This is a genomic window from Klebsiella electrica (assembly GCF_006711645.1).
In the GTDB taxonomy this organism is placed as follows: domain Bacteria; phylum Pseudomonadota; class Gammaproteobacteria; order Enterobacterales; family Enterobacteriaceae; genus Klebsiella; species Klebsiella electrica.
This window is the reverse complement of record NZ_CP041247.1, coordinates 582,525-609,137: the sequence shown is the minus strand read 5'-3', so window position 1 is coordinate 609,137 and position 26,613 is coordinate 582,525. Positions and strand designations below refer to the sequence as shown.

General features: G+C 56.7%; 23 protein-coding genes. 10 read left to right on the top strand and 13 right to left on the bottom strand.

Translation table 11 applies throughout. The features are described 5' to 3' along the window. Window positions 1–141: 141 nt before the first annotated feature. Window positions 142–915: a siderophore-interacting protein gene (locus Electrica_RS02955; RefSeq protein ID WP_160704417.1), complete on the bottom strand. Its 774-nt coding sequence runs from the start codon at window positions 913–915 to the stop codon at window positions 142–144. A gap of 237 nt (window positions 916–1,152) precedes the next feature. On the opposite strand from Electrica_RS02955, the gene Electrica_RS02950 reads away from it, so the two are divergent. Both Electrica_RS02950 and ygjG read left to right on the top strand, forming a co-directional pair. Then, a complete protein-coding gene (locus tag Electrica_RS02950) occupies window positions 1,153–1,704 on the top strand; it encodes a PadR family transcriptional regulator (protein WP_100686359.1) in 552 nt (183 codons plus the stop codon). Window positions 1,705–1,959: 255 nt separating this feature from the next. Then, a complete protein-coding gene (ygjG, locus tag Electrica_RS02945; protein WP_167686213.1) occupies window positions 1,960–3,339 on the top strand; it encodes a putrescine aminotransferase in 1,380 nt (459 codons plus the stop codon). A 133-nt stretch (window positions 3,340–3,472) separates the two neighbouring features. Here ygjG and Electrica_RS02940 read toward each other — a convergent pair whose 3' ends face one another. The 8 genes from Electrica_RS02940 to lsrA all read right to left on the bottom strand — a co-directional run bounded on the left by Electrica_RS02940 (window position 3,473) and on the right by lsrA (window position 10,902). Then, complete coding sequence (locus Electrica_RS02940; protein ID WP_141963361.1) at window positions 3,473–3,952, bottom strand: Hcp family type VI secretion system effector; 480 nt, start codon at window positions 3,950–3,952, stop codon at window positions 3,473–3,475. 198 nt (window positions 3,953–4,150) lie between these two features. Beyond that, complete coding sequence (locus Electrica_RS02935; protein ID WP_141963359.1) at window positions 4,151–4,864, bottom strand: hypothetical protein; 714 nt, start codon at window positions 4,862–4,864, stop codon at window positions 4,151–4,153. Window positions 4,865–5,183: 319 nt separating this feature from the next. Continuing rightward, window positions 5,184–5,477, bottom strand: coding sequence for a (4S)-4-hydroxy-5-phosphonooxypentane-2,3-dione isomerase (gene lsrG / locus Electrica_RS02930; RefSeq protein WP_131048509.1), 294 nt, complete (start codon window positions 5,475–5,477; stop codon window positions 5,184–5,186). Continuing rightward, complete coding sequence (lsrF, locus tag Electrica_RS02925; RefSeq protein WP_100686366.1) at window positions 5,474–6,361, bottom strand: 3-hydroxy-5-phosphonooxypentane-2,4-dione thiolase; 888 nt, start codon at window positions 6,359–6,361, stop codon at window positions 5,474–5,476. Before lsrF ends, lsrG begins: the two co-directional genes overlap by 4 nt. An 11-nt stretch (window positions 6,362–6,372) precedes the next feature. Beyond that, the gene (lsrB, locus tag Electrica_RS02920; RefSeq protein WP_141963357.1) at window positions 6,373–7,386 is read right to left on the bottom strand and encodes an autoinducer 2 ABC transporter substrate-binding protein LsrB; all 1,014 of its coding nucleotides are present in this window, start codon (window positions 7,384–7,386) and stop codon (window positions 6,373–6,375) included. Window positions 7,387–7,390: 4 nt separating this feature from the next. After that, complete coding sequence (gene lsrD / locus Electrica_RS02915; protein ID WP_141963355.1) at window positions 7,391–8,383, bottom strand: autoinducer 2 ABC transporter permease LsrD; 993 nt, start codon at window positions 8,381–8,383, stop codon at window positions 7,391–7,393. Next, window positions 8,384–9,418, bottom strand: a complete 1,035-nt coding sequence (gene lsrC / locus Electrica_RS02910; protein ID WP_100686369.1) for an autoinducer 2 ABC transporter permease LsrC — start codon at window positions 9,416–9,418, stop codon at window positions 8,384–8,386. Then, window positions 9,415–10,902, bottom strand: coding sequence for an autoinducer 2 ABC transporter ATP-binding protein LsrA (lsrA, locus tag Electrica_RS02905; protein WP_142255831.1), 1,488 nt, complete (start codon window positions 10,900–10,902; stop codon window positions 9,415–9,417). Before lsrA ends, lsrC begins: the two co-directional genes overlap by 4 nt. Before the next feature lie 217 nt (window positions 10,903–11,119). Here lsrA and lsrR point away from each other — a divergent pair, with 217 nt between their 5' ends. The 3 genes from lsrR to Electrica_RS02890 all read left to right on the top strand — a co-directional run bounded on the left by lsrR (window position 11,120) and on the right by Electrica_RS02890 (window position 15,924). Beyond that, window positions 11,120–12,091, top strand: a complete 972-nt coding sequence (gene lsrR, locus Electrica_RS02900; RefSeq protein ID WP_004867898.1) for a transcriptional regulator LsrR — start codon at window positions 11,120–11,122, stop codon at window positions 12,089–12,091. A 41-nt stretch (window positions 12,092–12,132) separates the two neighbouring features. Next, window positions 12,133–13,725 carry an autoinducer-2 kinase gene (lsrK, locus tag Electrica_RS02895; RefSeq protein ID WP_141963353.1) on the top strand — a complete coding sequence of 531 codons (1,593 nt, stop codon included), beginning with the start codon at window positions 12,133–12,135 and terminating at the stop codon, window positions 13,723–13,725. 177 nt (window positions 13,726–13,902) lie between these two features. Continuing rightward, window positions 13,903–15,924, top strand: a complete 2,022-nt coding sequence (locus Electrica_RS02890) for an NADPH-dependent 2,4-dienoyl-CoA reductase (protein WP_142255830.1) — start codon at window positions 13,903–13,905, stop codon at window positions 15,922–15,924. A 165-nt stretch (window positions 15,925–16,089) separates the two neighbouring features. Here Electrica_RS02890 and rlmG read toward each other — a convergent pair whose 3' ends face one another. Next, complete coding sequence (gene rlmG / locus Electrica_RS02885; protein ID WP_131048504.1) at window positions 16,090–17,226, bottom strand: 23S rRNA (guanine(1835)-N(2))-methyltransferase RlmG; 1,137 nt, start codon at window positions 17,224–17,226, stop codon at window positions 16,090–16,092. A 136-nt stretch (window positions 17,227–17,362) separates the two neighbouring features. Here rlmG and Electrica_RS02880 point away from each other — a divergent pair, with 136 nt between their 5' ends. The 3 genes from Electrica_RS02880 to Electrica_RS02870 all read left to right on the top strand — a co-directional run bounded on the left by Electrica_RS02880 (window position 17,363) and on the right by Electrica_RS02870 (window position 20,172). Beyond that, a complete protein-coding gene (locus tag Electrica_RS02880) occupies window positions 17,363–17,863 on the top strand; it encodes a M48 metallopeptidase family protein (protein WP_131048503.1) in 501 nt (166 codons plus the stop codon). A 73-nt stretch (window positions 17,864–17,936) separates the two neighbouring features. Next, window positions 17,937–18,926: a Gfo/Idh/MocA family protein gene (locus tag Electrica_RS02875; protein ID WP_131048502.1), complete on the top strand. Its 990-nt coding sequence runs from the start codon at window positions 17,937–17,939 to the stop codon at window positions 18,924–18,926. Window positions 18,927–19,206: 280 nt separating this feature from the next. Further along, window positions 19,207–20,172, top strand: coding sequence for a TerC family protein (locus tag Electrica_RS02870; RefSeq protein ID WP_141963351.1), 966 nt, complete (start codon window positions 19,207–19,209; stop codon window positions 20,170–20,172). Window positions 20,173–20,267: 95 nt separating this feature from the next. On the opposite strand, the gene Electrica_RS02865 is transcribed toward Electrica_RS02870, so the two are convergent. The 3 genes from Electrica_RS02865 to uxaC form a co-directional block, all read right to left on the bottom strand. After that, on the bottom strand, window positions 20,268–20,822 hold the full coding sequence (locus Electrica_RS02865) for a YgjV family protein (RefSeq protein ID WP_100685499.1): 555 nt from the start codon (window positions 20,820–20,822) through the stop codon (window positions 20,268–20,270). A 125-nt stretch (window positions 20,823–20,947) separates the two neighbouring features. Next, entirely contained in the window at window positions 20,948–22,435 is a 1,488-nt protein-coding gene (locus tag Electrica_RS02860; protein WP_141963349.1) for a UxaA family hydrolase, read from the bottom strand. A gap of 18 nt (window positions 22,436–22,453) precedes the next feature. Next, on the bottom strand, window positions 22,454–23,866 hold the full coding sequence (uxaC, locus tag Electrica_RS02855; protein WP_141963347.1) for a glucuronate isomerase: 1,413 nt from the start codon (window positions 23,864–23,866) through the stop codon (window positions 22,454–22,456). Window positions 23,867–24,347: 481 nt separating this feature from the next. Between uxaC and Electrica_RS02850 the strand changes: the two genes are divergently transcribed. Then, window positions 24,348–25,649 (top strand): MFS transporter, encoded by a 1,302-nt coding sequence (locus Electrica_RS02850; RefSeq protein WP_100685502.1) that lies wholly within the window; start codon window positions 24,348–24,350, stop codon window positions 25,647–25,649. Between the two features lie 129 nt (window positions 25,650–25,778). Then, a complete protein-coding gene (exuR, locus tag Electrica_RS02845; protein WP_100685503.1) occupies window positions 25,779–26,555 on the top strand; it encodes a transcriptional regulator ExuR in 777 nt (258 codons plus the stop codon). Window positions 26,556–26,613: the final 58 nt, after the last annotated feature.

The window sequence follows — 26,613 nt, the reverse complement described above, 5'->3', positions numbered from 1 at the left end:
TTCTTTTTCATCAGCGCCCCGCCTCATCGCCGAGGTCACTGAAGGAACGATGGCCGCCAGCCGGTGCAACAACCTGGCCGTCTGGTAGCCCGGCAAGGCGTTAACGCCGCATCCCGGGGCTCGCTCCTGCCGCAATCCGGCCTATTTACGGTGCCAGTAGGCCTGGGAGCGCACCAGCTGCGGGTCAATTTCGTCATTTTCAAACCGACCGAGTCGTGTTTTCACCACCTCACCTTCACCGGTTACCCAGATAAAGTAATCTTCCGCAGGTACGCTAACCTGCGCCAGACGTTCGGCCACCACGGACGAATGATGGCCGACGTTCCACTCAATCTGAAAGTCCTGCAGATCCGCGAGATAATCTTTATACGACGCCTCGCCGATCGTCACCAGCGCCGTCACCTGCGGGCGCACGGGCAGACGGCTGAGGTCCAGCAGGCGGCGGCGTAGCGCAGGCATCCCGGATTCATCACAAACATACAGCTGCCAGGCGTAATCTTCCGGCACCACCAGCGAACCGCGCGGGCCGCCAATCACCAGCTTATCGCCGACGTTTGCCGCCAGCGCCCAGCGGCTGGCAATACCGCCGTCGTGAATAAAGAAGTCATACGCCAGTTCATGCCGTTCGGCATCATACAGCGGCGTGTAATCACGGGTCGCCGGACGGGGGCCCTCGCCCCAGTTAATGCCCTCTTCGGTCACCTGCGGTGGCGTAAACGTGGTGCCGGCTTGCGGAAAAAAGAGTTTGGTATGGTCGTCAAACCCCTGAGAGACGAATCCCTCCAGCGCGTCTCCGCCCAGCACAATACGCTGGAAGGCGGTGCCAACGCGCTCAACGCGCAGCACGGTTAACTCGCGAAAACGCAGCGCATTACGAACGCGCTGCGGGTACTGAGGTTGTTTCGTTTTTATCATCGTCATTCGCCTTCGTGAAATTTATCGATATATCTAAATCTTCCGCAAATGATAATGATTGCTATTAAAAAGGAATGCAACTCTTTTTTGATATAACCATAGCAAAAAGCAATAAAGTACAAAAACAAAAAATAAAACAAATAAATCATATAATTATAAAATAATCATTCTTCTTACTTGCTAAGATATAAAATTTAGATATAAATTAGATATATCAAAAAAAAACAGGAGCAAACTATGCGACATCATCATGAAGAAGGTCGTGGACGCCACGGTGAACACGGCGAACGCGGGGAGCATGGCCGCCGGGGCGGCGGTGGTGGACGCCGCCAGCGTTTCTTTGGTCACGGCGAACTGCGTCTGGTGATCCTCGACATCCTCACCCGCAACGCCAGCCATGGCTACGAGCTGATTAAAGAGATAGAAAACCTGACCCAGGGCAACTACAGCCCAAGTCCGGGCGTGATCTATCCAACCCTCGATCTCCTTCAGGATCAGGGCCTTATCAGCGTCGAAGAGGAAAATGGCCGCAAAAAAATCGCCATAACCGCAGAGGGCAGCCTTCTGCATGCCGGGAATCTGGAACAGCTCGGCCATATCCAGGAACGTTTGCAGGCCCGTATGGTCGGCTGCGAGCTGCGTAAAAACCCGCAAATGAAGCGGGCGCTGGAAAACTTTAAAGCCGTACTGGATTTAAAAGTTAACCAGCAGCCCCTCAGCGAAGCCCAGCTGAAGCAGATTGTCGCCGTTATTGACCGCGCGGCGATGGAGATTTCCCAGCTCGATTAATCTCGCGGAGTCTCTTCCCCTGCCCCCATTTTGGGCAACCTGCACCGCCGCGACGCACGCGGCGGAATACTCCCGGTCGATTGCCTCGCCCGTTCAGGAGTAAAACATGCCAAAAATATCGCTGTGAGATTAAATTTCGCACAAATGCGTTTTCGCGCTGCGTTTATCCCGATTTTCAGCTGCCGTGCCGAAGTGGCGTAATCCCTGCAATACTTAATTCAGTATCATGTGATACGCCCGTCCCAGGAGCTCACTTTGAACAGGTTACCTTCCAGCGCATCGGCTCTGGCCTGTAGCGCACACGCACTGAATCTCATTGAGAAGCGCACGCTTGATCATGAGGAGATGAAAGCACTTAACCAGGAGGTCAGGGAATATTTTAAAGAGCATGTGAATCCCGGTTTTTTAGAGTACCGAAAATCGGTTACTGCTGGCGGGGATTACGGAGCCGTAGAGTGGCAAGCGGGAGGGTTAAATACGCTTGTCGACACTCAGGGACAAGAGTTTGTCGATTGCCTGGGTGGCTTTGGTATTTTTAATGTAGGGCACCGTAATCCAGTTGTGATTTCCGCCGTCGAGCATCAGCTCGCTAAACAACCTCTTCATAGCCAGGAACTGCTTGACCCGCTGCGGGCCATGCTGGCAAAAACGCTGGCGGCCTTAACGCCCGGCAAACTGAAATACAGCTTCTTCTGTAACAGCGGCACAGAGTCGGTCGAAGCGGCGTTGAAGCTCGCTAAAGCCTACCAGTCGCCGCGCGGTAAATTTACGTTTGTTGCCACCAGCGGCGCCTTCCACGGTAAATCGCTGGGCGCGCTCTCGGCTACCGCCAAATCCACTTTCCGTAAGCCTTTTATGCCATTGCTGCCGGGATTCCGTCATGTACCGTTCGGCGACATCAACGCGATGCGTACGCTGCTGAGCGAGTGTAAGAAAACCGGTGATGATGTCGCGGCGGTGATCCTTGAGCCGATACAGGGCGAAGGGGGAGTGATCCTGCCGCCGCCCGGCTACCTGCCCGCGGTGCGTAAGCTGTGCGATGAGTTTGGTGCGCTGCTGATCCTCGACGAAGTGCAGACCGGCATGGGGCGTACCGGCAAGATGTTTGCCTGCGAGCACGAGAACGTCCAGCCGGACATTCTGTGCCTCGCCAAAGCGCTCGGCGGCGGCGTGATGCCGATTGGCGCGACGGTGGCGACCGAAGAGGTGTTTTCAGTGCTGTTCGACAACCCGTTCCTGCACACCACCACCTTCGGCGGCAACCCGCTGGCCTGTGCCGCGGCGCTGGCCACCATTAACGTCCTGCTGACGCAGAATCTGCCGGCCCAGGCGGAACAGAAAGGCGATCTGCTGCTGGACGGTTTCCGTCAACTGGCCCGCGAGTACCCGGATCTGGTGAATGAAGTTCGTGGTAAAGGGATGCTGATGGCGATTGAGTTCGTGGATAACGAAATAGGCTACAACTTCGCCAGCGAGATGTTCCGCCAGCGGGTGCTGGTGGCCGGAACGCTGAATAATGCCAAAACCATTCGTATTGAACCACCGCTGACGCTGACGATTGAGCAGTGTGAACAGGTCATCAAAGCGGCGGGTAAAGCGCTGGCAGCCCTGCGGGTGTCTGTGGAGCAAGCCTGAAGATAGTCAGCAAAAGCCCGGCGAAAACGATGTTCGCCGGGCTTTTTTACGCCTGCCATTCCGTCATATCGGCCAGACAAATGCGGTACTGCCCGACTTTCACCTTCATGTCATATGCCGTTTGCCTGTACGGTTAATATGTCGCACGCTCATTCCATGAGTCTGTATAGATAATATTGCCATCGCAATGCTTCCAGGTAATTTTTTCATAGCGCATAAGCACCGTTTCAAGATGCGTTCCGGTATCTGCCCCTGGGTATAAATCCGGCGTGATTGATGTCAGCTTTACATTTTCAAGAATAATATTGAAGTACTCCTGCTCTAACCCGGCCTCAATAATCTGATACAGTTTGAACATCGCAGATTGCAAAGTTCTCCCGGTACTTAACGCCCGGTAAAGCATGGGAGTGACACGGTAAAATTCCTTCTGAAACATAATCGGCATATGAATACGCGTGCCGGTCAACTTTCCGGTATTGCCGTCAATCGGAATATTGACGTTATGGGTAAACGATTTCAGCTCGATAGCCCCTTCACGACCTGATACCAGCGACGGGCCGACCATCGGTGAACCATTTTCATCCGTTAACCATAAATAGGCTGGATTAGACATAAAAATCCTTTTCGTAGAAATTATTTATCGTACTTATCGAATCGTGCCGTAAATTTAGGCAATATAATGATCAGTACTATCATTGAAAAAATGGTTAAAGCAAACCAGTAAGTCGGAAAAAATTCAAGATAAAAAAAGCCAAACCCAATGAAGCAGACCAGAATAAGTCCTTCGTTAAAAATAAGTGACAGTAAAGTTTTAAACATGACACTTACTCTTTATGGCGTTATAACACTCATCGAAATCCTGATAAGATTTTATCTTAACATTTTTGATAACTTCGGATAGAACAGGTTCAAGGAAGTAATAAAGCATTTCTAATTCTGCGTTGTAGAGTATCGCGAAGTATTTTGGATCCAGTGTTTTCAGCCTACGGGCAGCAAGGGCACATTTCTGATCGGTCCCGAATATCTGGAACATCCAAACAACACCAGGAACCCGTGCAGCGAGCCTTTCAACAACCGTACGAGACACTAAATCTGACATAGATAATGCCTCTGCCAGGGTAACAGCAAGGCCCAACTGCACTGCTCTACTTTCTGGCATTCGGGCAACCACCCTTGTAGCTGTTGAATCAACAGAACGCACAATACCCTTTGAATTTCCGTTTTCCGTATCGTCTATGACCATTCGAAAGTAGAGATAGAATATATGGACTATCACGTCACGGTACCGATAGATGGAGCGAATGGAATACATCATCCTTTTTTCTTCGGAGTATAATTGCCCGCAAACATCATGATATCTGGGGATAAGACAAGAAGAATACCAGCTTACCCGCTCAACCCCAGAGTAAATATCAGAACCAATACCCTTCATTGCTTTCCATGTGGAGATTACGCCCTGCTGTCCATACACCGCTAGCTGTCTGTCGCTCTGCAACTTCATCTTTAAATAGTCCGAGGCTTTCATCGAGTATCCTTACTATCAGCATGGCTAACCCCGAATGTATGCAAAAAAAACAAACAACTCAAATAAAACAAACCAAAAACCTTTATTTATTTTGTACCAGACCGCCAGGAGCGCTAATTCATTTTTAAATATACAGTTCCTTGCAGAATATATTAATACGTTGAATACATCGCGAAGATAATGTACTCACCGTCCGGTTTATCATTGCGGTAAACCCTACCTACGATACAAAAGAAAGTTTAAAGCACTCCCCTCTCACCAGAAGCATGGCCTGCGATAATCCGCTCGCCGCAGAGATCCCGCAGGCCAGGGTGCACGGCTATTCCGGCAATAACCCCACGAAACTGCGTTTCTTACGCGGTTCCGACATCATCTCGTCGAGCTTTTCCACGCAGGCCAGGTAGTGTGGGGTTTTCTTATGCGCCAGCACCGCCTCATCATCTTTATAGGCTTCATAGATAAAAAAACGGGTCTTCATCTCCGGGTCCTGCAGCACGTCAAATCGCAGGTTGCCCGGCTCTTTCAGCGCCCCTTCATGGTTAGCGCGAAAGACGTCGAGAAACTCCGCCACCCGCTCTGGCCTGATATTAATCTCCACCAGCGTCACGTTCATTTTCGCTCTCCCTGTTTCTCTTCCTGCCAGAACTGATACGCCTCGCGGGCGCTCATATTCTCATGGACCACTTTTTTCACCGCCTTTAACATCGCCCGCGGCGCGCTGGACTGGAAGATATTGCGCCCCATATCGACGCCGGACGCCCCCTGATCAAGCGCCCGCCAGCACATCTCCAGCGCTTCATGTTCCGGCAGCTTTTTGCCCCCGGCGATCACAATCGGCACCGGACAGCTGGCGGTGACTTTTTCAAAACCCTCTTCGACAAAATAAGTTTTGACGAACTGCGCCCCCATCTCGGCGGCAATGCGGCTGGCGAGCGAGAAATAGCGGGCATCGCGGGTCATCTCTTTCCCCACGCCGGTCACCGCCAGCACCGGCATGCCATAACGGTTGCCCGCATCCACCAGCTTAATGATGTTATTGATCGACTGGTGTTCATATTCGCTGCCAATATAAACCTGCGCCGCCACCGCGCAGACGTTGAGGCGCAGGGCATCTTCCATCGCCACGGCAACGCACTCGTTGGAGAGCTCGCTTAAAATAGAATTACCGCCGGACGCGCGCAGCACCACCGGCTTGTTAGTGGCCGCCGGAACCTGGCTGCGTAGCACGCCGCGAGTACACATCAGCACGTCGGTCTCAGCAAACAGCGGCGCGATAGAGAGATCGATACGTTCAAGTCCGGTGGTCGGCCCCTGGAAGTAGCCGTGATCGAAAGCCAGCATCACCGTACGGTTGCTCTGCGGATTAAAGATACGCGCCAGCCGGGACTGCATCCCCCACTCCAGCGAGCCACAGCCTTTCAACGTATAGAGCGTATTCTTCTGCGGCCGATCAAACCCGAAGTCTTTCCCCTCTTTGATATCGTCTAAATCTGCCATCTCATCCTCCATCAGAAATCGTAGTTATTGATGTTCTCTTTGGTGAACACCACGCGCTCCGGCAGCAGTACGATACCGTTGCCTTTCGCTTCATACTGGTAGCCCTGCACGCTGTTTGGCTCGACCTTCAACGTGCCGATATCTTTGATGTCCACGCTATCGCCAACGTTAAGATCGCCTTTTTTCAGCAGCCGATCGGCAACGTTCACCGCAATTTTTCCCTGCTGCACCACATCCCACAGGCCGAAGGCTTTTACCGTGCCGCGCTCAACATAGGGGCGCATGACATTTGGCGTGCTGAAGCCGACAATCGCCACGCCCTGGCGTTTGAGGTTTTCTGCCGCCTGCGCGGCGGCCGGCAGCGCGTTGGCATCCGGGGCGATAATGGCGTCGAGATCCGGATACGCTTTTAAGATCCCCTCGGCGGTTTGCAGCGATTTGGTGGCATCGTTATAGCCAAACTGCGTCGTTACCACCTCCCACTGCGGATGCTCTTTTGCGATTTTGGCTTTCGCCTCTTTCACCCACTGGTTCTGGTCGGTCACCGTCGGGCTGGAGTAGAAAAACGCCACTCTAGCGGCGGGTTTGGTCACCTGTTTTTCCGCCATCTCAACCAGCAGGCCGCCGAGTTGCTGCGGAGTGCCCTGGTTGATGTAAATGCTGCGGCACTCGGGTTTAGTATCGGAGTCCCAGGTCAGGACCTTCACGCCGCGCTGCATCGCCCGCTTCAGCGCCGGACACAGGCCATCCGGCGACACCGCCGAGACGATAATCGCGTTGTAGCCCTGATTGACGAAGTTGTTGATCAGCTGTACCTGGCCGGACACGCTTGGTTCGGTCGGGCCGTCGTAGGTAACGTCCACGCCAAGCGCTTTGCCTGCTTCTTTCGCGCCGTTGCCGCCGCTGGTAAAGAAGCCCACCCCGACCAGCTTAGGAATAAAAGCGATGCGGTCTGCCGCCTGAGCCACCGCGACACTCATGGCCAGCGCCAGGGCACTGATTTGCAGGATATGTTTTGCTTTCATCGTGTTATACTCCGATTGTTTTACGCGAGAGAAGACGCCGCCAGGTCATCCGCACCCATTCGCGGTGTAGACTCAGCGAACGCCCCATCACCACCACAACCAACAGCGCCCCTGACAGCGCGCTCGACACCTGGTTGGGGATGCCGACCATCTGTAAACCCTGTTGCAGGTACCCCACCAGCAGTGCCGCCAGCGCCGTACCGAGTATCGAACCCGACCCGCCATAGATATTCGCCCCGCCGAGCACGGCGGCGGTCAGCGCCGGCATCAGCAGGTCGCGGCCTAAATCCGAACGCGCCGAACCGAAATAGGAGACCAGAATCAGCGCGGCAATTGCCGACGCCACGCCCACCAGGCCATACAGCACGTACGGCATGCCGTTGACCGACAGCGCGGCATAGCGTGCCGCTCTGGGGTTTTGTCCAAGTAAAAAGAGGTGGCGGCCAAAACGCCCGCGATGGGTCAGCAGCCAGAAGAAAAAGGTGATGATGGCAAACATCACCAGCGGCAGCGGTAGGCCAAACAGTGTCAGGTTGGCAAAAGCGGTAAAGCTATCGGGGAAGCCGCCAATCCCTTCATAGCCCGTCGCCCCGGCCATCCCCGAAAGCAGCAGCGCCCCGCCGCCGTAGAGGTACAGCGTGCCGAGGGTTATCACCAGCGGGCTGATGCCGGTGTAGTGAATCAACGCGGCATTCACCAGGCCGCACAGCAGGCCAATGACCAGAGTGAGTGGAATCGCCAGCGCCATCGGCCAGCCCGCCTGCATCATCACCCCCAGCGCAATGGCGCACAGGCCGATGGTAGAGCCCAGCGAAATATCGATGCCGCCGCTGATGATAACCAGGGTCAATGGCAGGGCCACAATACCGATACAGATAAAGTCGCTGGTGCTGAACAGCAGCATGTTGATATCCAGCATGCGCGGATTGATCGCCCCAAACAGCAGGATCTCCAGCACCAGTAATGCCAGCAGCGCGCTTTCCCAGTTGAGTTTCATCTACGCCACCTCTTTGTTTTTACGTTTTTCGAACGGGGTGACGTGCTTTCCCCCTTTGTTGCCGGGCTGAAAACGGCTGTACTTCAGCGCCCGCTGATGCCGCGCCAGCGCCTGGCGCAGTCGCCCGTCGAGCACCAGCACGCCCAGCAATACCAGCCCGGCAATAAAGTCGTTCCACCATGCCGGCAGCCGCAGCAGCACCAGTACGGTATCGATTTGGGTGAGGAAAAAGGCGCCGAGAAAAGCGCCGACGAGGGTTCCGGTCCCGCCGAGCAGCGAGATCCCGCCCAGCACGCAGGCGGCGATCGCTTTCATCTCCAGCCCGCTGCCGGTCTGGTTGGGGACAAAGCCAATCTGCGCGGCAAAGACGATCCCGGCGCAGGCCGCCAGCATGCCATTGAGCGTAAAGGCCAGCATCCGCGTGCGGTTGACCGCGACGCCCAGTTGACGCGCGGCGGCCAGGTTATCGCCCACGGCATAAAAATCGCGGCCAAAGGCGGTGCGTGCCAGCAGCCAGGCTCCGCTCAGCAGCAGCGCCAGCACCAGCCAGCCCAACGGTGACACGCCGATGAAGAACGGTTCCGAAAGCGATTTCAGGCTATCGGGCAACCCCTCGATCCATTTGCCTCCGGTCCACAGCAGCATCATTCCGCGATACAGCCCCAGGGTGCCGAGCGTCGCGACAATCGCCGGAATACGCAGACCGACCACCAGCAGGCCGTTAAAGGCCCCCGCCAGCGCACCAATCGCCAGCGCAAAGCCAATCGCCGCGGTCAGGCCGTAGCCGCTATTGAGCGCGGCGCCGACCGCAATCGCGCTCAGGCCGACGGTCGAGCCGACGGAGACGTCGATATTGCGGGTCAGCATCACCAGCGTCGCCCCCAGCGCCAGCAGGCAGAGGATTTGCGAACTGGCAAAAATCATCGCCAGAATTTGCAGGTTGAACCAGGCGGGGTTGAGCGCAATCAGCAGCGCAAAGAGCGCCAGAATCGCCAGCAATGCGCTCAGCTCGCGGTTTCGGAGTAACGTTTTCATGACTGCCCTCCAAAGGCCAGGGTCATCATGCGATCGACGGTGACCGCCTGTCGCAGCAGTTCCCCGCTCTGCCGGCCCTGGTGCATAACCACCACCCGGTCGGCCAGCCCGACAAACTCATCCAGATCGCTTGATATCATCAGCACCGCCACATTTTGCGCGGCGACGCTTTTCAGCAGTTGATAGATGTCGGCCCGGGCGGACACATCCACACCGCGCGTCGGTTCATCGACAATCAGCAGCAGCGGGTTGGCTTCCAGACAGCGGGCCAGCAGCACCTTTTGCTGGTTGCCGCCGGAGAGCGTGCGCACGGTCTGATCGCTGTGATTGAGTTTGATGCCCAGCGCCCGGTGGTAGCGCTCCACCACCGCCGCTTCGCGCTGGCGCTGCTGCCACCACGACGGCTGGTTAAATAGCACCGTGTTCCAGCGCACCGGGGCATCGAGAAACAGCCCCGAGACCTGCCGATCCTCCGGCAGATAAACCAGCCCGCTGGCGAGCCGCGCGCGCGTGCTGTCGCGACTGATATCGCGGTTTTCCAGCCAGATTCGACCGGCTCGTGGCGGGCGCAGGCCGTAGAGCGTCTCGGCAAATTCGCTGCGCCCGGATCCCACCAGCCCGGCGAGGCCAACGATCTCCCCGGCGCGGATCTCCAGACTGAGATCGATAAAGCCTTCCCCGGTCAGAGAGTCCACCCGCAGCACCGGGAAATCCTGCGGCTGAGTGCGGCGATTCCCCGGCAGCGCCAGCCATAGCTTCTGGGTATCGCTGAGATCGTGTCCGCGCACGCCGGGGGTCATGGCCTCGATCAGCTCAGCGTCGCTGTAGCTCGCGGTGTCGCCGCTCAGCACCACCGCGCCGTCGCGCATGACCGAAATATGGCTGGCGATCTGACGGATCTCCGGCAGCTTATGCGAGATAAACACAATACCGACGCCGAGCCCCTGCAGAGCGCGGATCTGACGAAACAACCTCTCCGTCTCGCCGGGGGTTAACGAAGCGGTGGGTTCATCGAGGATCAGGATCTGCGCATCGCGCATCAGACCGCGCAGGATCTCCACCATCTGCTGATCCGCCACTTCCAGCGTCCCGGCCACCGCCTCCAGATTGAGCTGGCAGTTCAGCTGCCGCAGCGTCTCCTGCAGCCGCCCGTTGTTATCGGGCCGTCCGGGCAGGCGGAAAAGAATATTTTCCCGAACCGTCAGGTTGGGAAACAGCATCGGTTCCTGAGGAACAAGGTAAACGCCCAGCTGATGAGCCAGCGCCGGGTTGAGACGCGCAAAAGCGCGGCCACCAAGAATGAGTTCACCCTCGTCGGGCGTTTCCACCCCGGCGATAATCTTCATCAGCGTCGATTTTCCCGCGCCATTACCGCCCATCAGCGCATGCACCTGGCCGGAAAAGAGCGTGAAATCAATGTCCTTTAACACGGCGATACCGGAGAACTGTTTGCGAATCTGACGGGCTTCGAGCAGTGGCTTCATCATCGCGCCTCGCATGAACAAATGATTTTTTAATTTAACAATGTTCAAAAGCGTAGACGGTGAACTATATTTACAACCGTGCAAAGATCACAATTTCATGCTTTAGATAGTTGGAAAAAACCTGCAAACAATGAAAGATCGGTTTTGCCGGGCGGCTCACACTTTCCGACCGCGCAATAGCGAACATATGATCTAAATTTTTATAAGAGTTCACTTTATGAGCGAAAAACGCATTACGGAAGAGAGCCGCTACGCGGGACTGGCGTTAGCCGAAGAGGAGCTGGTGGCACGGGTAGCCTGGTGTTATTACCACGACGGATTGACGCAGAACGATATCGGCGAGCGCCTGGGGCTGCCGCGGTTAAAGATCTCCCGCCTGCTGGAGAAAGGCCGCCAGTCCGGGGTGATCCGCGTGCAGATCAACTCCCGCTATGAAGGGTGTCTGGCGCTGGAAACCGAGCTGCAACAGCGTTTTGACCTGAAGATTGCCCGCGTGCTGCCGGCGCTCAATACGCCGCCGATGAATACACGACTGGGCATCGGCGCGGCGCAATCGCTGATGGGGGTACTGGAACCGGGACAGCTGCTGGCGGTGGGATTTGGCGAAGCCACTATGAGCTGTTTGCAGCACCTGAGCGGGTTTATCAGTTCGCAGCAGGTGCGTCTGGTGACGCTTTCCGGCGGCGTGGGTCCCTATATGACCGGTATCGGCCAGCTGGATGCCGCCTGTCGCGTCAGCATCATTCCGGCGCCGCTGCGGGTCTCTTCGGCCGACGTGGCTGACATTCTGCGGCGCGAGTCGAGCGTCCGGGATGTGATCCTGGCGGCCACCGCGGCGGATGCGGCGGTCGTAGGCATCGGCGCCATCGACCAGCGCCGCGACGCGACTATCCTGCGCTCCGGCTACATCAGCGAAGGTGAACAGTTGATGTACGCCCGTAAAGGCGCGGTGGGCGACATTTTAGGTTATTTCCTGCAGGCCGACGGCAGGCGGGTTGAGGATCTGGAGATTCACCGGGAATTACTCGGCGTCACCCTCGACGAACTGGCGCAACTGCCAACGATTGTCGGCGTTGCCGGTGGCACGGAAAAAGCGCAGGCGATTTATGCCGCCCTGACGGGCAAACGCATCAATGGCCTGGTAACGGAAGAGACAACAGCACGCGCGGTGCTCACGCTGGCCTCCTGACGGACGGCCCTGCGCCGCGCAACAACCGCGAGGCGCATGTCATGAGTTACCTGTTAGCGTTAGATGCCGGGACCGGCAGTATTCGGGCGGTGATTTTCGATCTCAGCGGCCACCAGGTCGCGGTCGGCCAGGCGGAATGGAAGCACCTGAGCGTGGAAAATGTTCCCGGCTCGATGGAGTTTGACCTTACCACCAACTGGCTGCTGGCCTGCCAGTGTATCCGCCAGGCGCTGGCAAACGCGCACCTCCAGGCGGGCGATATTCAGTCCGTCGCCTGCTGTTCCATGCGCGAGGGGATTGTGCTTTACGACCGCAACGGCGAGGCTATCTGGGCCTGCGCCAACGTCGATGCCCGCGCCAGCCGTGAAGTTGCGGAGCTTAAAGAGATCCATGATTATCATTTTGAATCTGAAGTCTATGACGTCTCGGGCCAGACGCTGGCATTAAGCGCCATGCCGCGCCTGCTGTGGCTGGCCCACCATCGCCCGGATATCTACCGTCAGGCCGCCACCATCACCATGATTAGCGACTGGCTGGCGGCAAAACTCTCCGGCGAACTGGCCGTCGATCCCTCCAACGCCGGTACCACCGGCATGCTCGACCTGTTCAGCCGCGACTGGCGACCAGCGCTGCTTGATATGGCCGGGTTGCGTGCCGATATTCTCTCCCCGGTTAAAGAAACCGGCACTCTGCTCGGCGCCGTGAGCAAGGAGGCCGCACGGCAAAGCGGCCTGCGGGAAGGCACGCCGGTGGTCATGGGCGGCGGCGATGTGCAGCTCGGCTGCCTGGGTCTGGGAGTGGTACGCGCTGGTCAAAGCGCGGTGCTGGGGGGCACCTTCTGGCAACAGGTGGTGAATCTGCCGAAGGTCCGTACCGACCCACAGATGAATATTCGCATCAACCCGCACGTCATTCCCGGCATGGCGCAGGCCGAGTCGATCAGCTTCTTCACCGGCCTGACCATGCGCTGGTTCCGCGATGCGTTTTGCGCCGAAGAGAAGCTGGTTGCCGAACGCCTGGGGGTGGATGCCTATGCCCTGCTCGAAGAGATGGCCAGCCGCGTACCGGCGGGTTCCCACGGCGTGATGCCGATCTTCTCCGATGCCATGCACTTTAAGCAGTGGTATCACGCCGCGCCGTCGTTTATTAACCTTTCTATCGATCCAGAGAAATGCAACAAGGCCACTCTGTTCCGGGCGCTGGAAGAGAACGCGGCAATTGTCTCCGCCTGCAACCTGGCGCAAATATCCCGCTTTTCCGGCGTGACCTTCGACAGCCTGGTGTTTGCCGGAGGCGGGTCGAAAGGGGCATTGTGGAGCCAGATTCTCAGCGATGTCACCGGCTTGCCGGTGCGGGTCCCGGTGGTGCGTGAAGCCACGGCGCTGGGCTGCGCGATCGCCGCCGGAACCGGCGCCGGTTTGTACAACGATATGGCCAGCACCGGCGAGAAGCTGGTGAGCTGGCATCGGGTGTTTACCCCCGATCCGGCACACCGCGAACTGTACCAGGGGATGATGGAGAAATGGCAATCGGTCTATGCCGACCAGTTGGGGCTGGTCGACAGCGGGCTGACCACCTCGATGTGGCAGGCGCCAGGCCTTGAGCGGCGCCCGCCTGTCGTTCCGGCACCCTGAGCGTCCATTCCTGCCCATGCCCCCTTCCCACAGCGGAGGGGGACATTCTCGCCATCGTTATTTGAATCCCATCACAATCACCGCACGCCCTTTTTCACTTTTCGCTGACGACGGCTAAATTAGTAACTCATCCGACCACATAACAATAATGTTACATATAAGAGACTGGAAGCCATGATGAGCCACTATCCGTCGTTATTCGCCCCGCTCGACCTGGGGTTCACCCAGCTGAAAAACCGTGTGCTGATGGGGTCCATGCACACCGGGTTGGAAGAACATGCCGACGGTGCAGAGCGACTGGCGGCCTTCTACGCCGAGCGTGCCCGCCACGGGGTCGCGCTGATCGTCACCGGCGGAATTGCGCCAGCGGCCTCCGGCGTCACAATGGCTGGCGGCGCGGTGCTCGATGATAGCTGCCATCTCGCGCACCATCGGTACATTACCGATGCGGTCCATCGCGAAGGGGGCAAAATCGCCCTGCAAATTTTGCATACCGGCCGCTATAGCTATCAGCCGCGGCCGGTTGCCCCGTCGGCATTGCAGGCGCCAATTAACCGCTTTACCCCGCATGCGCTCAGCCATGATGAGATCTTACAGCTAATAGAGGATTTCGCCCGCTGCGCGCAGCTGGCCCGCGAGGCCGGCTACGATGGTGTCGAAGTCATGGGTTCAGAGGGGTATTTAATCAACGAGTTCCTCGCCGCACGCACCAACCAGCGCGACGACCCGTGGGGCGGCGATTACGTCCGCCGCATGCGCTTTGCCGTAGAAGTGGTGCGTGCGGTACGCGAACGAGCCGGCCATGACTTTATTATTATCTACCGCCTGTCGATGCTCGACCTGGTCAACGACGGCAGTACGCTGCCGGAAGTGATTGAACTGGCGCAGGCTATCGAGGCGGCTGGCGCGACCCTCATCAACACCGGTATCGGCTGGCATGAAGCGCGGATTCCGACCATTGCGACGCCGGTCCCGCGCGGCGCCTTCAGCTGGGTCACCCGGAAGCTGAAAGGCGCGGTGTCGATCCCCCTGGTCACCACTAACCGCATCAACGATCCGCAGGTCGCGGAGGCTCTCCTCGCCCGCGGCGACGCCGATATGGTGTCAATGGCGCGCCCGTTTCTTGCCGATGGCGAATTCCTTGCCAAAGCGCAAAGCGGGCGCGCCGATGAGATCAACACCTGTATCGGCTGCAACCAGGCCTGCCTGGATCAGATCTTCGCCGGGAAAGTGACCTCCTGCCTGGTCAACCCGCGAGCCTGCCACGAAACCCTGATGCCGGTTACGCCTGCTGCCGGGCCAAAGCGCCTGGCGGTTGTGGGCGCAGGCCCCGCCGGTCTGGCCTTTGCCGTCAATGCCGCCGCGCGCGGCCACTCTGTCACCCTGTTTGATGCGCAGCAGGAGATTGGCGGGCAGTTTAATATCGCCAAACAGATCCCCGGCAAAGAGGAGTTTTACGAAACGCTGCGCTACTACCGGCGCATGCTGGATCTGCACGGCGTTAATCTGCAGCTGGGCCAGCAGGTCACGGCGGATCGCTTGCTGCCATTTGACGAAACGATCCTCGCCACCGGGATCGCCCCGCGAATGCCGGAGATCGCCGGAATAACGCACGCAAAAGTTCTGAGTTATCTCGATGTCCTGCGCGACAAGGCGCCGGTGGGTCAGAGCGTTGCGATTATCGGCTGCGGCGGGATCGGCTTTGATACCGCGATGTACCTGAGCCAGCCGGGCGTTGCCACCAGCCAGAATATCGACGCCTTCTGCAGAGAATGGGGCATCGATACCACGCTGCAGAGCGCAGGCGGACTGCGTGCGGAAGGGCCACAGCGGGAGAAAAGCCCGCGGCGCATTGTGATGCTCCAGCGCAAGGCCAGTAAACCCGGCGATGGATTAGGGAAAACCACCGGCTGGATCCATCGGGCGACGCTGCTGGCCCGCGGCGTCAACATGATCCCTGGAGTCAGCTATCAGAAGATCGACGATGAGGGATTACATGTCACGATCGGTGGCGAAGTCCAAATATTGCGTGTTGATCAGGTGATTATCTGCGCCGGTCAGGAGCCGAAACGCGAGCTGGCGGATCCGCTGCGCGCGACAGGGAAAGTGGTGCATCTGATTGGCGGGTGCGATGTCGCGATGGAGCTGGACGCTCGCCGCGCCATCGCCCAGGGGACGAAACTGGCGCTGGAGATTTAACGGGATTTCCCGGGGGCGCTGCGCTTGCCCGGGCTACACATGCTGGAGATTTAACAGGATTTCCCGGGGGCGCTACGCTTGCCCGGGCTACATGTGCGGGCGACGTGAGATGAGTAGCCCGGCTAAGGCGAACGCCGCCAGCCGGGATGTCCTGGCGGTCTGCGATTAGCGCAACTTACGCAGTTTCACCGCTTTCAACACCACAAATTTATTGTTGGTGGCGACGGTAGCGCAATTACCGAAAATTTTCTTCAGCTTGTGGAAATAATCCAGATGGCGGTTGGCCACAATATACAGCTCACCGTTGATCTTCAGGCAGCGGCGCGCGTGGTGGAACATCTCCCAGGCGATATTATCGGTTAACGCGTGTTTCTGGTGGAACGGCGGGTTGCACAACACGGCGTTGAAGCGGAAAGGTTCCACGCCGGACAGCGCGTTATTAATCATAAACTCGCAGCGATCCAGCGCCTCGGGCATGTTGGTCTCCACGTTCAGGCGACTGGAGGCGACGGCCATCGGCGACTCATCGACGAACACCACGTTAGCCTGCGGGTTCTTCTCCAGCAGCGTCAGGCCAATCACTCCGTTACCACAGCCCAGATCGACAATCTCGCCTTCAAGATCTGCCGGCAGGTGTTCGATAAAGAATCGCGCGCCGATATCCAGCCCGGTGCGGGAGAACACGTTCGCGTGGTTGTGAATGGTCCAGTCGGTCCCCTCCAGCTTCCAGTTCAGCGTCTGCGGCGCATCGGCAAGTTCTGGCTTACTGAAAGTACAGTTGATCAGGCGGGCTTTCTTCCAGGCCAGAGTGGTAGTAGTCGGCCCCAGCACTTTCTCAAACAGCTCCAGCGTAGAAGTATGGATATCGCGCGCCTTTGCGCCGGCGATAATGCGGGTTTGCGGCGTCACGACCTGGCGCAGCGCGCGCAGCTGCTGCTCGAGCAAGGCCAGCGTTTTCGGCACTTTCATCAGGACAACGCCTGGCGCCGACGGATACTCCGCGGTGCTGTCGAGAAACTTGACGCTGGATTCCGCAATATCGTTATGGCGTAAATTCTCACGCGTGGCGAGTTCGGTGAGGTAAGAGTCGCCGATGCTAAACGGCGTATGCTCCGCCAGCGCGCAGCTCAGTGCGCCAAAGGTATCGTTGAAAATCAGGACCGGGCCGTTAATCTCCGTGTCATCCAACTGCTGCAGCAGATATTCATCCGCCGCTTCCCACGCCAGTAGCGGGTTAACGTCATCCGTTTCTGGAAAACGTTTTAGTGTCAGTGAACGGAAACCGTTGTCTAAGTGGCTCATCGGCCCTCCTGAGTGGTAAAATTTCGGCGTTATCCCTGAAAGGGTGCGTGAGTATACCCTTTTTATACACAAAATCATTCAAGATGCGCCGATGCAGCCTGAAGGAGGATGTGAAGATCTTTTATCTGGAGCCGTCATGAGTCAACTCACTTACCTGCAGGGCTATCCGGAGAATTTACTTTCTCAGGTCCGCACATTGATTGCCGAACAGCGCCTGGGGGCGGTCCTGCAGAAACGCTACCCGGAAGGCCATGACGTCAATAACGATAAGGCGCTATATCAATACACCCAGGATCTGAAAACCCGCTATTTGCGCGGCGCGGCGCCGGTCAATAAGGTGATGTACGACAGTAAGATCCACGTCCTGAATAACGCGCTAGGTCTGCATACCGCCATTTCGCGGGTTCAGGGCGGTAAGCTGAAAGCGAAAGCCGAAATCCGGGTGGCGACGGTGTTCCGCGATGCGCCGGAGGCATTTTTACGCATGATCGTGGTGCATGAGCTGGCGCACCTTAAAGAGAAGGAGCACAACAAGGCCTTCTATCAACTGTGTTGCTATATGGAGCCGCAGTACCACCAGCTGGAGTTCGATACCCGTCTGTGGCTGACGCATCTTTCGTTAAATCGTTCTGCGTAGTCGCGCACTGGTTTTGTCATGATGGCATGTTAGAGTGGCCCAAGGTCCCCTTTAACGGAGTTCGTTAACGTTTATGATACGTTTCGCTGTTGTTGGCACAAACTGGATAACAAAACAGTTTGTCGATGCCGCCCATGAAACGGGCAAATATAAACTCACCGCCATTTACTCCCGCAGTCTTGAACAAGCGCAGGCCTTTGCCAGCGATTATCCCGTCGAGCAGCTGTTTACCTCGCTGGACGAGCTGGCGCAAAGCGATGCCGTCGACGCGGTGTACATTGCCAGCCCGAACTCCCTGCACTTCCCGCAAACAAAGCTGTTTCTGAGCCATAAAAAGCACGTAATTTGCGAAAAACCGCTGGCCTCAAACCTGCGGGAAGTCGAAGACGCTATCCGTATCGCTCGCGAAAACCAGGTGGTGCTGTTCGAAGCCTTCAAGACCGCCAGCCTGCCGAATTTTCTGCTGCTGCAACAGTCGCTCGGCAAGGTAGGTAAACTGCATAAAGCGTTTATCAACTACTGCCAGTACTCCTCCCGCTATCAGCGCTATCTCGACGGTGAGAACCCGAACACCTTCAACCCGGCCTTCTCAAACGGCTCGATTATGGATATCGGTTTCTATTGTCTGGCCTCGGCGGTGGCGCTGTGGGGCGAGCCGCGCGCGGTTCACGCCAGCGCCAGCCTGCTGGACAGCGGCGTTGATGCCCAGGGCAGCGTGATCCTGAACTACGCCGATTTTGACGTCACCCTGCACCACTCCAAAGTGAGCGACTCCACGCTGCCAAGCGAAATTCAGGGCGAAGCCGGTGCGCTGACGATCGAAAAAATCTCCGAGTGCCAGAAGATCTGTTTCATCCCACGCGGCGGGAAGGCTCAGGATCTGACGCAGCCGCAGCATATCAATACCATGCTGTACGAGGCAGAAGAGTTTGCACGTCTGGTGGAGAACAACCAGGTTGTTCACCCGGGGCTGGAAGTCAGCCGCATTACGGCGAAGCTGCTGAGTGAAATACGCCGCCAGACCGGCGTCGTATTCCCGGCGGATAATCCGCAGGTGGCGTAAAAGAGTGTAAAGGGAGCGTCAGCCACCATTGACGCCATTTATCCCTTGTCATATTTTGTTACCTGCAAAGGGGAGTAACTTCCTTGCCGGTGGATCGTCATTACGATGCGTGTAAAGCCGCATCCGGTCGCCGGGCAATAATAAAAGGTCCTGCCGTTATCGCGCGCTTCTTTTATTGTTGTAAGTGAGACCTTGCCGGAAGGCGAGGTCTATGCATAAACACGCAGCGGCTGCCGTCTTCCGACGTCAGCCGTTTTGTTTTTATGTAAGGAATTAAGTAATGAATACTGTCGGCACACCGTTGTTATGGGGCGGATTCGCCGTGATCGTGGTGATCATGTTAGCCATCGATCTGCTTCTTCAGGGACGGCGTGGGGCGCATGGCATGACCATGAAACAGGCCGCGGGTTGGTCAATTCTCTGGGTCACGCTCTCCCTTCTCTTTAACACCGCTTTCTGGTGGTATCTGGCGCAAACCGCAGGCCGCGCCGTCGCCGATCCGCAGGCGCTGGCTTTCCTTACCGGCTATCTGATTGAAAAAGCGCTGGCCGTGGACAATGTCTTTGTCTGGCTGATGCTGTTCAGCTACTTCTCCGTGCCGCCTGCGCTGCAGCGCCGGGTACTGGTTTACGGCGTACTGGGCGCGATCGTGCTGCGTACGGGAATGATCTTTGGCGGCAGCTGGCTCATTTCCCAGTTCGAGTGGTTGCTCTATCTCTTCGGCGCTTTCCTGCTGTTTACCGGCGTGAAGATGGCGCTGGCGAAAGAGGATGATGCCGACATCGGCGACAAACCGCTGGTACGCTGGATCCGCAGCCACCTGCGGATGACCGATAAGATTGAAGGCGAGCGCTTCTTTACGCGGCAAAACGGCGTCCTGTTCGCCACGCCGCTGCTGCTGGTGCTGATCCTGGTCGAACTGAGCGACGTGATTTTCGCGGTCGATAGTATCCCGGCAATCTTCGCCGTCACCACCGATCCGTTTATCGTGCTGACGTCGAACCTGTTCGCGATCCTCGGCCTGCGCGCCATGTACTTCCTGCTGGCTGGCGTCGCAGAGCGCTTCTCCATGCTGAAATATGGTCTGTCGATCATTCTGGTCTTTATCGGTATCAAGATGCTGATCGTCGACGTCTACCATATCCCGATTGGCGTCTCGCTCGGCGTGGTTGGCGGTATTCTGGCGCTGACGCTGCTGATTAACGCCTGGGTCAATCAGCAACACGACAAGCAAAAACAGCGGTAATCAGCGACAACATGGCCGGGGGAGACCGTTTTCACCCGGCCCGTTGCTCCCGCAGGCCTGGCAAATATGGACGATGGTGGACAAAACCGCCGCATTTAGCGCGCAGGAGGGGTCTCTTCCTGCACGCTCCTTTCCACTTTAAACGGATCGATACCACGCTTTTGCATCCGCCGGAAGCGCACGATATTCAGGCCGTTCATCACCAGAAAGCTCCCTTCAATTAACGTGCCGCCGATCGACCCCAGCCAGAAGTTATGCATAACCCAGCAGGCGGTCGCACACCACATCACACAGCGAACGGTCAGCCCCCGACAGCGAAAGAGTGCCCAGGTGCTGGCAAGCGTCGCAATAATGGGCAATAGCTCCATCGCATGCTGGATTTTTGCCAGTCCAAACACCAGCGTGAGCACAATAAAAACGGCCATCACCCAGAGCTTACGGGTACGCATCGAGACAAGGGTTCGTATGGTATTCAGCTCGGCGCTTATCCCCGCCGGGTACGCTCCCATCAAAAAGAAGTGCACGCCGATGGTTGCGCTATAGACCGCCAGCTGTAGTTTAAATCGACGCTCGTCGCGATTGATAAAAGTGGTGATACCGATCAGAAAGGCGATGACGCCAACGCCCTGGGCCAGCCAATACGCGGTCATGGGAAGTCCTTATCAGGAAATACACAAACAAACGGCGCTCCATATTATGAAACGCCGTTTTTAACAGCAACGATAATGCTACCCTCAACAGACCAGGGGCAACGGCAGGGGATAATAGCGGGTTCCTACAACGTTACGCCACTCTTAAAGATAGCCAGCTCACGGAAGTCATTACGCTCATTGCAGGTCGGTTTGCCATTGACGATATCAACGAGGGTATCCACGAACTCTTCCAGCAGTTGAGGCATCGCTTTACCGTGAATCAGTTGGCCGGCGTCGAAATCGATCCAGTGTTTCTTTTTCGCCGCCAGCTCGCTGTTGGTCGAGATTTTCACCGTCGGCACGAAACCGCCGTAAGGCGTGCCGCGACCGGTGCTGAACAGCACCATATGACAGCCCGCGCCGGCCAGCGCGCTGGTGGCCACCGCATCGTTGCCCGGCGCGCTCAGCAGGTTGAGGCCATGCACTTTTAAACGTTCGCCATAGCGCAGGACATCCACCACCTCGCTGGAGCCCGCTTTCTGCGTACAGCCCAGCGACTTATCCTCCAGCGTGGTGATCCCGCCCGCCTTATTCCCCGGCGACGGGTTCTCGTAAATCGGCTGGTTATGCGCAATGAAGTACTGCTTAAAGTCATTGACCATCGTCACCAGCTTGTCGAAGGTCTTTTCATCGCGGCAGTGGCTCATCAGCAGCTGCTCGGCGCCGAACATTTCCGGAACTTCCGTCAGTACGGTGGTGCCACCGTTGGCTATCAGGTAATCCGAGAAGCGTCCCAGCATCGGGTTCGCGGTAATCCCCGACAGGCCATCTGAACCGCCGCACTCGAGGCCAAACTTCAGCTCACTCAGTTTGCCTGGCTCACGTCTGTCGTGACGCATCACCTCATAAAGCTGATGCAGATGCTCCACTCCCGCTTCCACTTCGTCGTCCTGCTTCTGGCAGATCATAAAGTGAACGCGCTGCGGATCGAACTCGCCAAGGGTTTCGCGGAACGCGTCGACCTGGTTGTTCTCGCAACCGAGGCCAATCACCAGCACGGCCCCGGCGTTCGGGTGACGCACCATGTTTTGCAACATGGTACGGGTATTGATGTGATCATCCCCCAGCTGCGAGCAGCCGTAAGTGTGATTGAAGAGGAAGACGCCATCGGTGCCTTCCGCTTCGTTGGTCTCTTTCAGAAACCGGTTCTGAATCTGACGGGCGATACCGTTGACACAGCCGACGGTCGGCAGGATCCAGAGTTCATTGCGCACCCCGACCTCACCGTTAGCACGACGATAGAGCTGCACGTCGCGGTCGGCCGGCTGCGCCGAAGGCCCGGCAAGATCCGGTTGATAGCGATACTCGTCAAGGTCGCTCAGGTTGGTTCGCGTATTATGGGCATGAATATGCTCCCCAGGCGCAATATCCGCCAGCGCATGACCAATGGGCAGACCATACTTGATGACGTTTTCACCCTTCGCAATCGCGCGTAGCGCGAACTTATGACCACGTACCACGTCCTGGCTTAAGGTAACTGCATCATCATCAATGGTGACCTGGGTACCCGCCGCCATATCTGCTAACGCGACAGCAACGTTATCCTGCGAATGGATTTTAATGTATTGCATAACAACCGGCCTCTGGTCTTAATTCAATTCAATCGCGAAGTAATCACGCGCATTGTTAAAGCAGATATTTTTCACCATCTCGCCGAGCAGCTGAATATCCGCCGGCGCTTCGCCCGCGGCAACCCAGCGGCCGATCATCTGGCACAGAATGCGGCGGAAATACTCATGACGGGTGTAGGACAAGAAGCTGCGGCTGTCGGTCAGCATGCCGACGAAACGGCTGAGCAGACCAAGCTGAGCCAGCTGGGTCAGCTGACGCTCCATGCCGTCTTTCTGATCGTTGAACCACCAGCCGGAGCCGAACTGCATCTTGCCCGGCATCCCTTCTCCCTGGAAGTTGCCGATCATCGTACCCAGCACTTCGTTATCGCGCGGATTCAGGCAGTAAAGAATGGTTTTCGGCAGCAGGTTTTCTTCATTCTGCTTGCTCAGCAGACGGGACAGCGCTTCCGCCATTGGACGATCGTTGATGGAATCAAAGCCAACATCCGGCCCTAACAGTTTGAACTGACGCTGGTTATTGTTGCGCAGCGCGCCAATGTGATACTGCTGCACCCAGCCACGACGGGCGTATTCTGCGCCGAGGAAGACCAGCACGGCCGTTTTAAACTGCGCAACGTCATGCTCATTCAACGCTGAACCGGCCAGGCGGCGAGCAAGGATGCTATCGAGTTCGGCTTCGCTGGCTTCGGCAAACAGCACCACATCCAGCGCATGATCCGAGACTTTACAGCCGTGCGCGGCGAAGTGATCCAGACGTTTCATCAGCGCAGCCTGCAGATCGGCAAAGCGATGGATATCGGTATCCGAGACTTCACCCAGCTTCGCCATATAGTCGTTAAACGTCGCCTGCTCAATGTTGAACGCTTTATCCGGACGCCAGCTTGGCAGCACTTTGGTGGTGAAGGTCGTCTCTTTCGCCACCGCCGCATGATGTTCCAGCGAATCAATCGGATCATCGGTGGTGCCGACCATTTTCACGTTCATTTGCGTCATGATGCCGCGGGCGGAGAAGCTCTGCTGGGCCAGCAGATCGTTACACTGATTCCAGATTTCATCCGCGGTGGACGGGGAGAGCAGCTTACCAGTAATACCAAACGGGCGGCGCAGCTCCAGATGTGTCCAGTGATAAAGCGGGTTGCCGATCGTATGCGGTACGGTTGCCGCCCATGCGTCAAACTTCTCGCGGTCCGAGGCATCGCCGGTACACAGGCGCTCGGCCACGCCATTGGTGCGCATCGCGCGCCATTTGTAGTGGTCGCCTTTCAGCCAGATGTCATACAGATTTTGAAAGCGATAATTTTCGGCAATCTGCTGCGGCGGCAGGTGGCAGTGATAGTCGAAAATCGGCTGGTCTTTGGCGTAGTCGTGGTACAAACGGCGGGCAAACTCGGTATCAAGCAGAAAATCTTCGGTCATAAACGGTGTCATTTTCATTTCCTCTTCGCCCCATTGAGGAGCCCTTCAGATGATTGACGATCATGCTGACAAAGTTATCACACCAATTTCCACAGGCCGAAATCTTTTTCGTGAGTTAGATCAATAAACGCTGACAAAAAAAGTCTCCTTTCTGGCGTAAACCCTTGCGCAAGCCGCGCCAGTACTGGCTTTGCTCGCAAGAAATAATACCCCCATGAACTTTCCCACTTTTGTGACAGTACTCAACCTTTAAAGTTGTATGACAAGTTATCTTTCTGCCGTCGCAACATATAAACCACAGGAATGTACTGGCGATGATTCATTACATCGCATTGACCGGTATGGATACCGAATTGAGCAAAACAATTAATGGCAAGGTTCGGGCCATATGGGTTTTCCCTGCTGGGCCCTCCATTTCTCCTTCTCAACCCTGCTACAGGGTTTGAAGATGGCCGCACGCGCTGCGGAGATATAACAAACGATGAGGTTTTACATGCGTAAAATTAAAGGGTTACGTTGGTACATGATCGCACTGGTGACAATGGGCACCGTGCTGGGTTACCTGACACGTAACACTGTGGCTGCGGCTGCGCCAACTCTGATGGAAGAGTTACACATCTCCACCCAACAGTATTCCTATATCATCGCAGCCTATTCAGCTGCTTATACCGTCATGCAGCCGGTGGCGGGCTACGTCCTTGATGTACTGGGCACGAAGATCGGCTATGCCTTCTTCGCTATCGCGTGGGCCGTTTTCTGTGGTTCAACGGCGCTGGCGGGCAGTTGGGGCGGATTAGCGCTGGCTCGTGGCGCGGTCGGCGCAGCGGAAGCGGCGATGATCCCGGCAGGCCTGAAGGCCAGCTCCGAATGGTTCCCGGCAAGAGAACGTTCTATTGCCGTGGGTTACTTCAACGTCGGCTCTTCAATCGGCGCGATGATCGCCCCGCCGCTGGTGGTCTGGGCGATTGTAATGCACAGCTGGCAGATGGCGTTTATTATCTCCGGTGTCTTAAGCTTTATCTGGGCAATGGCGTGGCTGGTCTTCTATAAACACCCCCGCGACCAGAAAAAATTAACCACCGAAGAGCGCGACTACATCATCGGCGGTCAGGAATCACAGCACCAGACCAACAACAGCAAGAAAATGTCGCCGTGGCAGATCCTGCGCAACCGCCAGTTCTGGGGCATTGCCCTGCCGCGCTTCCTGGCCGAGCCAGCCTGGGGGACCTTCAACGCCTGGATCCCGCTGTTCATGTTTAAAGTCTATGGTTTTAACCTGAAAGAAATCGCCATGTTCGCGTGGATGCCAATGCTGTTTGCCGACCTGGGCTGCATTGTTGGTGGCTATCTGCCGCCGCTGTTCCAGCGCTGGTTTGGGGTTAACCTGATTGTGTCGCGTAAAATGGTCGTGACCATGGGCGCACTGCTGATGATTGGCCCGGGGATGATCGGCCTGTTTACCAGCCCGTTCGTGGCTATCGCCCTGCTGTGCGTCGGCGGCTTTGCTCACCAGGCGCTGTCCGGAGCGCTGATTACGCTCTCTTCTGACGTATTTGGCCGTAACGAAGTGGCTACGGCAAACGGCCTGACCGGTATGGCGGCCTGGATGGCGAGCACCATGTTCGCCCTGGTGGTTGGCGCTCTGGCGGATACCATCGGTTTCAGCCCGCTGTTCGCCGTACTGGCGGTCTTCGATCTGCTGGGCGCCCTTGTCATCTGGACCGTTCTGAAGAACAAGTCGGCCGATGACGACGCCCCACCGCTCAAAACGACTAAGCCGGCGACGCAAAACTAGCCCTGATATAGTGAGAAAAGTTGACCAGGCCGCCTCTTCGAAGGCGGCTTTTTCATGCCTTAATGTGGTGAGATGCGGGTAAAAGTGGTATAACAAATCCAATATTGTCGCCATCTTCCGGGAGTGAATATGGAAATCACAGAACCGCGTCGTTTGTATCAGCAGCTTGCTGCCGAGCTGAAGGCGCGCATTGAACAAGGTGTCTACCTTGTGGGCGATAAGCTGCCTGCAGAGCGTTTTATCGCCGATGAAAAGAGCGTCAGCCGCACCGTGGTTCGCGAAGCCATTATCATGCTGGAAGTGGAAGGCTATGTGGAGGTGCGCAAGGGCTCCGGCATCCACGTCATCTCCAACCATCCGAAGCATCAGCAGGCGGTTGATGAAACCCTGGAGTTCGCCAGCTACGGTCCCTTTGAGCTGCTGCAGGCGCGTCAGCTGATTGAAAGCAATATTGCCGAATTCGCCGCCACCCAGGTGACCAAGCAGGACATCATGAAGCTGATGGAGATTCAGGAGAAGGCGCGTAAAGAGAAATGTTTCCGCGATTCGGAATGGGATCTCCAGTTTCACGTCCAGGTGGCCCTGGCGACGCAAAATACGGCATTAGCCGCTATTGTTGAAAAAATGTGGACCCAGCGCGTGCATAACCCGTACTGGAAAAAGCTCCATGACCATATCGACCTGCGCACGGTGGATAACTGGTGCGACGATCATGACCAAATTCTGAAGGCGCTGATTCGCAAAGATCCGCACGCGGCGAAACTGGCCATGTGGCAGCACCTGGAGAACACTAAGCTGATGTTGTTCAACGAAACCAGCGACGATTTTGAATTCAATGCCGACCGCTATTTGTTTGCAGAAAATCCGGTCGTTCACCTCGATACCGCCGCCAACGGCGCAAAATAAGCGGTTATCTTCATTTCAGGCAGGCGGCCAGCGCCTGCCCGCAACCCCGCCAGGGTAA